The 9671-nt window shown below is 70.8% G+C and carries 7 protein-coding genes and 2 pseudogenes; 2 read left to right on the top strand and 7 right to left on the bottom strand.

The features are described from left to right. From AOK15_RS35125 to AOK15_RS35110, 4 genes and pseudogenes are all read right to left on the bottom strand, one after another. A pseudogene (locus tag AOK15_RS35125) lies at positions 1–201 on the bottom strand (GNAT family N-acetyltransferase); the annotation flags it as partial. Between the two features lie 239 nt (positions 202–440). Then, entirely contained in the window at positions 441–1190 is a 750-nt protein-coding gene (locus AOK15_RS35120) for a succinate dehydrogenase/fumarate reductase iron-sulfur subunit (RefSeq protein WP_055522359.1), read from the bottom strand. Next, positions 1187–3145, bottom strand: coding sequence for a fumarate reductase/succinate dehydrogenase flavoprotein subunit (locus AOK15_RS35115; RefSeq protein WP_055522357.1), 1959 nt, complete (start codon positions 3143–3145; stop codon positions 1187–1189). Before AOK15_RS35115 ends, AOK15_RS35120 begins: the two co-directional genes overlap by 4 nt. 2 nt (positions 3146–3147) lie before the next feature. After that, positions 3148–3855: a succinate dehydrogenase gene (locus AOK15_RS35110; protein WP_079058881.1), complete on the bottom strand. Its 708-nt coding sequence runs from the start codon at positions 3853–3855 to the stop codon at positions 3148–3150. 94 nt (positions 3856–3949) lie between these two features. Between AOK15_RS35110 and AOK15_RS35105 the strand changes: the two genes are divergently transcribed. Then, positions 3950–4834, top strand: coding sequence for a LysR family transcriptional regulator (locus AOK15_RS35105; RefSeq protein ID WP_055522353.1), 885 nt, complete (start codon positions 3950–3952; stop codon positions 4832–4834). Positions 4835–4968: 134 nt separating this feature from the next. Here the strand turns inward: AOK15_RS35105 and AOK15_RS35100 are convergent, their stop codons facing one another. The 3 genes from AOK15_RS35100 to AOK15_RS35090 form a co-directional block, all read right to left on the bottom strand. Then, positions 4969–7104, bottom strand: a complete 2136-nt coding sequence (locus AOK15_RS35100) for a putative bifunctional diguanylate cyclase/phosphodiesterase (RefSeq protein ID WP_055522350.1) — start codon at positions 7102–7104, stop codon at positions 4969–4971. Next, positions 7101–7913 (bottom strand): SAM-dependent methyltransferase, encoded by an 813-nt coding sequence (locus AOK15_RS35095; RefSeq protein ID WP_055522348.1) that lies wholly within the window; start codon positions 7911–7913, stop codon positions 7101–7103. The genes AOK15_RS35100 and AOK15_RS35095 overlap by 4 nt, the downstream gene beginning before the upstream one ends. Before the next feature lie 295 nt (positions 7914–8208). Further along, complete coding sequence (locus AOK15_RS35090) at positions 8209–9192, bottom strand: SCO0930 family lipoprotein (RefSeq protein ID WP_055522346.1); 984 nt, start codon at positions 9190–9192, stop codon at positions 8209–8211. Between the two features lie 271 nt (positions 9193–9463). On the opposite strand from AOK15_RS35090, the pseudogene AOK15_RS35085 reads away from it, so the two are divergent. Further along, positions 9464–9671, top strand: a pseudogene (locus AOK15_RS35085) (hypothetical protein); the annotation flags it as partial.

Raw genomic sequence — 9671 nt, 5'->3', positions numbered from 1 at the left:
GTAAGCGTCGAAGGCGTCGATGTCGAGGCCCGGCTGCGGGCCGGTCAGCAGGGCGCCCATCTCGCCGGCGAACACGTCGTGCCGCAGGCGCTGCGCGGCGCGTACGTCGGCCTCGTCGCGGGCGAGGGTGACGGTGTAGCGGGTGGGGACCGCTGACGGGGAGGGCAGGGGCGGGGTGTCCAGAGCGGGTACGGCGGTCATGGCTCACTCCAGGTCACGGGCCGGTTCGGCCTGGGCGGAAGAGCGGGCCGGTCGGGTGCGGCACGCTCGTACCTGTTCTCCCGACGTCGTCTGGCCGACGCGTGACCGAGGGCGGGAGCGCGGATGTGCGCTCGCTGAACGAACCGGGACGGCCGTCCGGGAAACCAGACGGGGCCGGGGATGAGCACCACTCCCGGCCCCGCCCGTCCGCACCTGTCGGCGAACGTCTCCGTGTCCCGCTACCGCTTCCCGGCCTTCCGTGTGGCGCGCAGCCACTCCTTGTTCATGTTCGTGATGGAGACCAGGGGGATGCCCTTGGGGCAGGCGGTGGCGCACTCGCCTGCGAGGGTGCAGCCGCCGAAGCCCTCCTCGTCCATCCGGGCCACCATGTCGAGGACGCGGGTCTCCCGCTCGGGCGCGCCCTGCGGGAGTACGTTCAGATGGTTGACCTTGGCGGAGGTGAACAGCATCGCCGCCCCGTTGGGGCAGGCGGCCACGCAGGCCCCGCAGCCGATGCATTCGGCGTGTTCGAAGGCGAAGTCCGCGTCCGGCTTCGCCACGGCCGTGGCGTGGGCCTCCGGCGCGGATCCGGTGGGGGCGGTGATGTAGCCGCCGGCCTGGATGATCCGGTCGAACGCGGACCGGTCCACGACGAGGTCCTTGATCACCGGGAACGCCGAGGCCCGCCACGGCTCCACGTCGATCGTGTCGCCGTCCGCGAAAGACCGCATGTGCAGCTGGCAGGTGGTCGTCCGCTCGGGCCCGTGCGCGTCCCCGTTGATGACCAGCGAGCACGCGCCGCAGATGCCCTCCCGGCAGTCGTGGTCGAACGCCACGGGGTCCTCGCCGCGCAGGATGAGTTCCTCGTTGAGGGTGTCGAGCATCTCCAGGAAGGACATGTCGGGCGAGATGTCGTCCACCTCGTACGTGGACATGGCGCCTTCGGTGTCGGCGGCGCGCTGTCGCCAGACGCGCAGGGTGAGCTTCATGCGTAGCTCCGCTGGGTGGGGTGGACGTACTCGAAGACGAGGTCTTCCTTGTGCAGGACGGGGGCGGTGCCGGTGCCCGTGAACTCCCAGGCGGCCGCGTACGAGAAGGTGTCGTCCTTGCGTTCCGCCTCGCCGTCCGGGGTCTGGGACTCCTCGCGGAAGTGCCCGCCGCACGACTCGGCGCGGTGCAGCGCGTCGAGGCACATCAGTTCGGCGAGCTCCAGGTAGTCGACGATCCGGTTGGCCTTCTCCAGGGACTGGTTGAACTCCTCGCCGGTTCCCGGGACCTTGATCCGCCGCCAGAACTCCTCACGGATCTGCGGGATCCGCTCCAGGGCCTTGCGCAGGCCGCTCTCGGTGCGGGCCATGCCGCAGAACTCCCACATCAGTTCGCCGAGTTCACGGTGGAAGGAGTCGGGCGTACGGTCGCCGTCGACGGCGAGCAGCAGGTGCAGCCGGTCCTCGGTCTCGGCGAGGACCTCCTGCACGACGGGGTGTTCGGGACCGACCTCGCCCTGGCGGGGGTGACGGGCGAGGTAGTCGTTGATCGTCGCCGGGAGGACGAAGTACCCGTCGGCGAGGCCCTGCATCAGCGCGGAGGCGCCGAGCCGGTTGGCCCCGTGGTCGGAGAAGTTGGCCTCGCCGATCGCGAACAGGCCGGGGACGGTGGTCCGGAGGTCGTAGTCGACCCACAGGCCGCCCATCGTGTAATGCACGGCCGGGTAGATCCGCATGGGGACCCGGTACGGATCCTCGTCGGTGATCCGCTGGTACATGTCGAAGAGGTTGCCGTACTTGGCCTCGACGGCGGCCCGGCCCATCCGTTCGATGGCGTCGGCGAAGTCGAGGTAGACACCCTGCCCACCGGGTCCGACGCCCCGGCCCTCGTCGCAGACGTTCTTGGCGGCGCGGGAGGCGATGTCGCGGGGCACCAGGTTGCCGAAGGAGGGGTAGATCCGCTCCAGGTAGTAGTCGCGCTCGTCCTCGGGGATCCGGTGCGGGGGCCGCTGGTCGCCCCTCGCCTTCGGCACCCAGATCCGGCCGTCGTTGCGCAGCGACTCGCTCATCAGCGTCAGCTTGGACTGGTGGTCGCCGGTGCGCGGGATGCACGTCGGGTGGATCTGGGTGAAGCACGGGTTGGCGAACAGCGCGCCCCGCCGGTGCGCCCGCCAGACGGCGGTCGCGTTGGAGTTCATGGCGTTGGTCGACAGGTAGAAGACGTTGCCGTAGCCGCCGGACGCGAGGACGACGGCGTCCGCGAAGTAGGTGTCGATCTTCCCGGTGACGAGATCCCGGGCGACGATGCCGCGGGCGCGCCCGTCGACGACGATCAGGTCGAGCATCTCGGTGCGCGGGTGCATCTCGACGTTCCCGGCGGCGATCTGCCGGCTGAGGGCCTGGTAGGCGCCGAGCAGCAGCTGCTGGCCCGTCTGGCCGCGGGCGTAGAAGGTGCGGGAGACCTGGACGCCGCCGAAGGAGCGGGTGTCCAGCAGGCCGCCGTACTCGCGGGCGAACGGCACGCCCTGGGCGACGCACTGGTCGATGATCTCCACGGAGATCTGTGCGAGCCGGTGGACGTTGGACTCGCGGGCCCGGAAGTCTCCGCCCTTGACGGTGTCGTAGAACAGCCGGTGGACGGAGTCGCCGTCGTTGCGGTAGTTCTTCGCGGCGTTGATGCCGCCCTGGGCGGCGATCGAGTGGGCGCGGCGCGGGGAGTCCTGGTAGCAGAACTGGACGACGTGGTAGCCCTGTTCGGCAAGGGTGGCGCCGGCGGAGCCGCCGGCGAGCCCGGTGCCGACGACGATGACGGTGTGCTTGCGGCGGTTGGCGGGGTTGACCAGCTTCGCCTCGAAGCGGCGCTTGTCCCAGCGCTCGGCGATCGGGCCCTCGGGCGCCTTGGTGTCGACGACCGGTTCCCCGGTGGTGTAGTCCGCGTACGCGGAGGAGGTACTCATGGTCAGCTCACCACTCCGGTCATGACGGCGACGGGTACGGAGACGAAGCCCAGGGTCAGTACCAGCGCGAGGATGTTCGCGGTGGCCTTCAGGGCCCGGTCACGGGTGCGGCTGCCGGCGCCGAGGGTCTGCGCGGCGCTCCAGAAGCCGTGCCGGATGTGCAGGCCGAGCGCGAGCATCGCGACGACGTAGATGACGTTGCCGTACCAGGTGGAGAAGGTGTCGATCACGTTCTGGTACGGGTGGCCGGACTGGAAGCCGTTCGGGTGGACGGTGCCGGTCGTCAGGTCGAGGATGTGCCAGACGATGAACAGCCCGAGGATGACGCCGCCCCACCGCATGGTGCGGGTCGCGTAGCTCGCCCGGCGCCTGGTGTGCATGTACTTGCGGGGCCGGGCCCTGAGGTCCCGGCGGCTGAGCTGGTAGGCGGCCGTGGCGTGGGCGACGACCGCGGCGACGAGGACCACGCGGACGATCCACAGCGCCCATTCGTGGTGGAGGAAGGGCTCGCCGAGGGTGCGCAGCCAGTGCGCGTACCCGTTGAACTCGGCCGAGCCGAAGAAGATCTTGAGGTTGCCCAGCATATGGACGACCAGGTACGCCAGCATGATCAGACCGCTGACGGCCATCACCGTCTTCTTGCCGACGGAGCTGTCCCACACCGTGCGCGCCATGGACGGTTCTCGGTCCGTCCGCGTTGCCAGAGCCATGGGACATGACGCTAGGACCGGCACCCCTCATCGGTCCAAGACATGATGCGGCTCGATTCGATAGCCGGAAACTATCGTCCCGTATCGTGGAGGGGTGCAGTTCCAGCAGCTCCAGTACTTCGTGGCGGTCGCCGAGACCCGGCACTTCACCCGTGCCGCCGAGCTGGTCCATGTCGCCCAGCCCTCGCTGTCGCAGCAGATCAAGGCGCTGGAACGGGAGTTGGGCGCCGATCTGTTCCTGCGGGCGCGCGGCAACATCACGCTCACCGACGCCGGTGAGGCCCTGCTGCCGCTGGCCCGCCGCATCCTGGCCGACACGGACACGGCCCGGCTGGAGGTGCAGGAGCTGGTGCAGCTGCGCCGGGGCCGGGTCCGGCTGGGCGCGACCCCGAGCCTGTGCACCGGTCTGCTGCCCGATGTGCTGCGGGCCTTCCACGACCGCTACCCCGGCATCCGGCTGCTGGTCGAGGAGGGCGGCTCCCACGACCTCGTACGGCAGCTGGCGCGCGGCGCCCTCGACCTGGCCCTGGTCGTCCTGCCCCTGCCGACGCCGTCCCCCGCGCTGACCACGGTGGAGCTGCTGCGCGAGGACCTGGTGGTGGTGTCCTCCCCTGACGCGCCCGGGCCCGGTGAGGGGCGGCGCACGATCCAGGTCGCCGATCTCGAGGGCGAGCGACTCGTGATGTTCCGGCACGGCTACGACCTGCGGGAACTGACCGTGGCCGCGTGCCGGGCGGAGGGCTTCGAACCGGACTTCGCGGTGGAGGGCGGCGAGATGGACGCGGTGCTGGGGTTCGTCCGGGCGGGACTGGGGGTCGCCGTGGTCCCGCGCATGGTGGCGACCGGCGCGGGCCGTGGCCTACGGGTCACCCCCTTGGCCCGCCCCGGCCTGCACCGCACCATCGCCCTGGCACACCGCAGCGATGTGGCTCCGCCGAGAGCCGCGAGGGAGTTGCAGCGGATGTTGGTGGAGAGGTGAGCGTGCGCTGCTGTTCCCGGTCGCGCCATGGGAATGAGCGCCGCTCGGATCTTCGGGTGCGCTGTGGCTTGTCGCGCAGTTCCCCGCGCCCCTCAAGGGCGCGCCGCACTACCCGGCGCCTGGACAGGTCCCTCCTACCCCGTCGCGTCCACCAGGGCCAGTTCGTGCAGGCGTTCCGGTGGGCCCGGGCGGGCGTAGTACCAGCCCTGGGCGGTGTCGCAGCCGAGTATCCGCAGTTGCTCGGCCTGCGCGCCCGTCTCGACGCCCTCGACGGTGACCGCGAGGTCGAGGCTGTGGGCGAGGGAGACGATGCCCTCGACGATCTTCAGGTCGACGGGGTCCGCCGGGAACTGCTGCATGCCCTGCGTGAAGGACCGGTCCAGCTTCAGCACCCGGACCGGCAGCCGCCGCAGATTGGCGAGGTTGGAGTAGCCGGTGCCGAAGTCGTCGAGGGCGATGTCGATGCCCATCTCGGAGAGCCTGCGCAGCGGTTTGAGCAGATCGTCGTCGGCGCCGATCAGGGCGGACTCGGTCACCTCCAGGCACAGGGCGTCCGGTGCGAGGCCGGCCCGCTCCAGGATCTCCACGGTGTCCTGCACCAGCCCGGGATGCGTGAGCTGGCACGGCGACAGGTTCACGTTGACCCGCAGCGGACCCGTGCCGCCGTGCCGTCGCTGCCATTCGCGGGCCTGGCGCACCGACTGCTCCAGCACCCAGCGGCCGAGCGGCACGATCAGGCCGGTGCGCTCGGCGAGCGGGATGAAGCGGTCGGGGCCGAGCACGCCGTGCTGCGGATGCAGCCAGCGGACCAGCGCCTCCGCGCCGCGCACCGTGCCGTCGCCGAGATGCACGAGCGGCTGGTACTCGATGAAGAACTCGCCCCGGTCGAGGGCGGCGGGCAGCGCCGTGGTGAGCCCGTGCCGGGTGATGGCGCGGGCGTCGGCCTCGGCGTCGGCGACCTCGTAGCGGTTGCCGCCCGCCGACTTGGCCCGGTACATCGTGATGTCGGCGCTGCGCAGCACCTCCGCCGGGCCGCGCTCGCCCGCCGGGCCCTCGACGATGCCGATGCTGCCGCGGACGAGGAGTTCCCGGCCGTCGATGCGGACGGGGGTGACCAGCGCGTTCATGATGCGGTCGGCGAGGTCGTCGACCTCGCTCTCGGTGTCGGGGCCGGTGGTCAGCGCCACGAACTCGTCGCCGCCGAGCCGGGCGACCATCTCACCGGGGGCGGTCGCGCAGGACTGGAGCCGGTCGGCGACCTCCACGAGCAGCCGGTCGCCGGCCGCGTGGCCGAGGCTGTCGTTGATGGCCTTGAACCCGTCCAGGTCGAGGTAGCACAGGCCGAACCGCTGGCCCTCGCCCGCCGCGAGGGCCTTCTCCAGGCGCTCGAAGAACAGGGTGCGGTTGGGCAGTCCGGTGAGCGCGTCGTGCGTGGCCTCGTAGCGGAGGCGGAGATTGAGCAGACGGCGCTCGGTGGTGTCCTCCATCAGCGCCAGCTGGTACTGGGGGTTGCCGTCCGCGTCCCGCAGCAGGGAGACCGTCAGATTGGTCCACAGAACCGTTCCGTCGGGGCGGTGGAACGCCTTCTCCGTGTGGTAGTGCTCGCGTTCGGCCCGCACCAGCTCCTCGTAGAGGCGCCACACCTGCGGCGCGTCCTCGGGGTGCGTCCACTCGGTGACGCAGCGCGCGAGCATCGTGTGTTCGGTGACGCCGAACATGCGCAGCAACGCGCCGTTGACCTGGAGGATGTTGCCTTCGAGGTCGGCGATGCCGATGCCTATCGCGGCGCCCTCGAACACCGCGCGGAAGCGGGCCTCGGTGGCGTGCAGCGCCCGGGCGACGGCGCCCTGCGCCTCCAGGGCCGCGCGGGCGATGGCCTCCTGCTCCGCCAGGGTCCGCTGCCGCAGCGCCTCGGCGTACCCGGCGGCCATCGCCGACTGGAGCCGCGCGGCGCGGGCCCGTAGATCCTCCTGGCGGCCGTCGCCGCCGCAGTAGAGCACCAGATAGGCGTCGACGCAGTCGAGGGCCCGGCTGAGGGCCTCGGGTTCGGTGCAGTGCGCCTCGACGAGAGCGGCACCGACGGCCCTGCCCTCCGCGGCGTCGTACGTCCTGGCCCGCAGCGCCTCGCTGAGGCGCCGGGCGAGCGGCAGGAGCAGTTCCTCGAACTCGGGGCGGGTCAGCGACGTGGAGGTGGCGGGGAAGACCGCACGGCTCCAGATCGTCGCGAACCGGCGCAGTCTGTCCTCCGGCCCGTCCGGTTCCGCGCTCACGCTTTCGTCCCCATGCCGGCGAACCCGGAGAAGGCGTACGGATCCTCGTCCTCGGGAGCCGTGTCGGGCCGCCACTTCGCCGTCGGCACCAGTCCGGGTTCCACCATGTCGTACCCCTCGAAGAACCGCGCGATCTCGTCGCGCGAGCGCATGATCAGCGGATTGCGAATGTCCTTGTACACGTCCACCGCGCCCTCGACCCGTTCCCGGGGAAGCGGAATCCCCTCCTGGGAGGCGTGCGAGACGACGAGCACGGAGCCGGGCGCGAGCGCGTCGCGCAACTCGGCCACCGCTCCGTACGGGTCGTCCGTGTCCTCCACGAAGTGCAGTATGGCAACCAGGAGCAGGGCCACTGGCCGGTTCAGGTCGATCAGCCGCTCGACCTGGGGGCTCGTGAGGACGTCCCGGGGCTTGCGCAGATCGGCCGCGACCACATCCGCGTCATCGGCGCCCTCCAGAACGGCCTGGGTGTGTGCTACGGCGACCGGGTCGTGGTCGACGTAGACGACGCGCGCGCCGGGGGCGGCCTCCCTCGCCACTTCGTGCACGTTTCCGAAGGAGGGGATCCCGGATCCGATGTCCAGGAACTGGGTGATCCCCGTTCGGGCCGCGTGCCGCACGGCGCGGCGCATGAAGGCGCGGTTCGCCTGCATGATCTTGGGCAGGCCCGGCACGAACCCCATGGCCCTGCGCGCCGCCTCCCGGTCGACCTCGAAGTTGTGCGAACCGCCCAGGTAGTAGTCGTACATGCGGGCCACGGACGGCATCGAGATGTCGATGCTCCGTGGAGCCCAGGCGGGACGCTCCATATCTGTGACTCCAACGCGTCGGGGGCGGCGTAGGCGATCCGGTGTTCGAGCAGAGGCTACTGATCGTCCGCCAAAGGAGCGAGCAAAAACGGAAATTGACCGTCCGTTCAACGTCGCTGCCGTGGGCACATGCCCAATCGCCGCCCCGACCATGCCTGTTCACGCCCGAGCGCCGCCGGTTGTCCGCGACCGCGCGTACGGGCACGCCAAGCGACCCGCCCCCTCCGATGTGGTGCGGAGGGGGCGGGTCCTTGAGCGGCCGCGCTGATGTGGCGCGTGGGGAAGGTGATCGTCGTTACTGGGCGCCGATCGGCTCTCCGTCGCCGTTGATGGCGAACCAGGTGCCGCCGACACCCTGGCCCTTGGTGTCACCGGGGGCCTTGTCACCGGCGAAGGTGTAGAGCGGGATGCAGTTGATGGTCTGCTGCTTGATGCCGTCGGGCCGGTCGAAGACCGTGTAGCCCTTCAGCAGGATGCCCTCGGTGTCGTTCTTCTCGACCGGGGCGACGACGGGCCACTTGTCGAGGCAGGCGCCGGTGCACTTGGTCGACATCGGCCACTGCTTGTCCTTGAGGAAGCGGTAGACCGTCATGCCGTTCTTGTCGACGACGACCTCGCCGAGCTTGGGGTCGTTGCGGGTGGTCAGACCGACCTGCCCGACCGCCTCGCCACCGGCGTCGCCCGCGGCACCACCGCCGCCGCCCTTGGTGGAGGCCTTCTTGCCGTTGGGGGCGGACGCGAACCAGGCGCCCTTGAGGCCCTGGCCCTTGATGTCACCGGCCTTGGTGTCCTTGGCGAAGTAGTACTGCGGCCAGCCGGCGACGGTCAGCTGCTTGGTGCCGTCGGGGCGGGTGATCTCGCCGAGCAGCGCCTGGTCGACGCCCTCGGCGGCGGTGGCGCCCGCCGCCGGGACCGGCGGCCAGGTGGTGGCGCACTCGCCCTCACAGGTCGTCTTCGGCGGCTCGAAGGAGTCCTTGTCGAAGCGGTACAGGGTGCGACCGGCGCTGTCGGTGAGGACCTTGCCGTACTCGTCGCTGTTCCACACGGTCAGCTGGCCCGCGGACGCCGCCGTGGTCGACTGGGCCTGGTCCGACGTGTCGGTCCCTGCCGCCCCGGCCCCTGCGGTGCCGGCGATGGTGCCGGCGCCGAGCGTGGGGGTGGAAGCGGCACCCACGTTCTGCGAGGACGTGGAGCCCTGTTCCTGACCGCACGCCGTCGTCAGCGCCAGCACAGCCGCAGCTGAGGCTACGAGTGCGGCGCTCCGCCAGGAGGTGTTCATTCCAACTCCCCGTCAATCTTTGGGTGTTGCAGCGCCCTACTGCGCCGCTCGCTGGCCCTAGGTACGGGCGGGGGTGGCCGAAGCGTTCAACGGAACACGAATTTCTTTCGAAACTCCGCGCAGACGCCCCCGGCGCGGCCTGCGAAAGCGTCGAAGAGACGGTCAGCGATCAACCCCCCGGTCAAACCTTCGTGGCCCGTTTTCCCTCCTTTGGAGCAAGCTGTGGGTGCTCTCGCGTACGCGGGCGCGCGGGACACGGATGATCTCCGACGTGCAAGGACCCCCGCGGACCCGTTCCGCTCTCGCCCTACGGCTGTCGGCCCTGCTCGCGCTGACCTGGCTCCTCACCGGAGCGCCGAGCGGCACGGCGGTCGCCGACGCCTGCGCGTACGCCTCGACCGGCCCGGGCGGCGGGGCCGTCGCGGTGGCGGTCGCGGGCACCGGCCCCTGCGAGCCCACTCCGGCGACCACCCCGTCCC

It is taken from the genome of Streptomyces ossamyceticus (assembly GCF_001418475.1).
Lineage (GTDB): Bacteria > Actinomycetota > Actinomycetes > Streptomycetales > Streptomycetaceae > Streptomyces > Streptomyces ossamyceticus.
The sequence above is the reverse complement of the archived record's forward strand: the minus strand, read 5'-3'. Positions and strand labels throughout refer to the sequence as shown.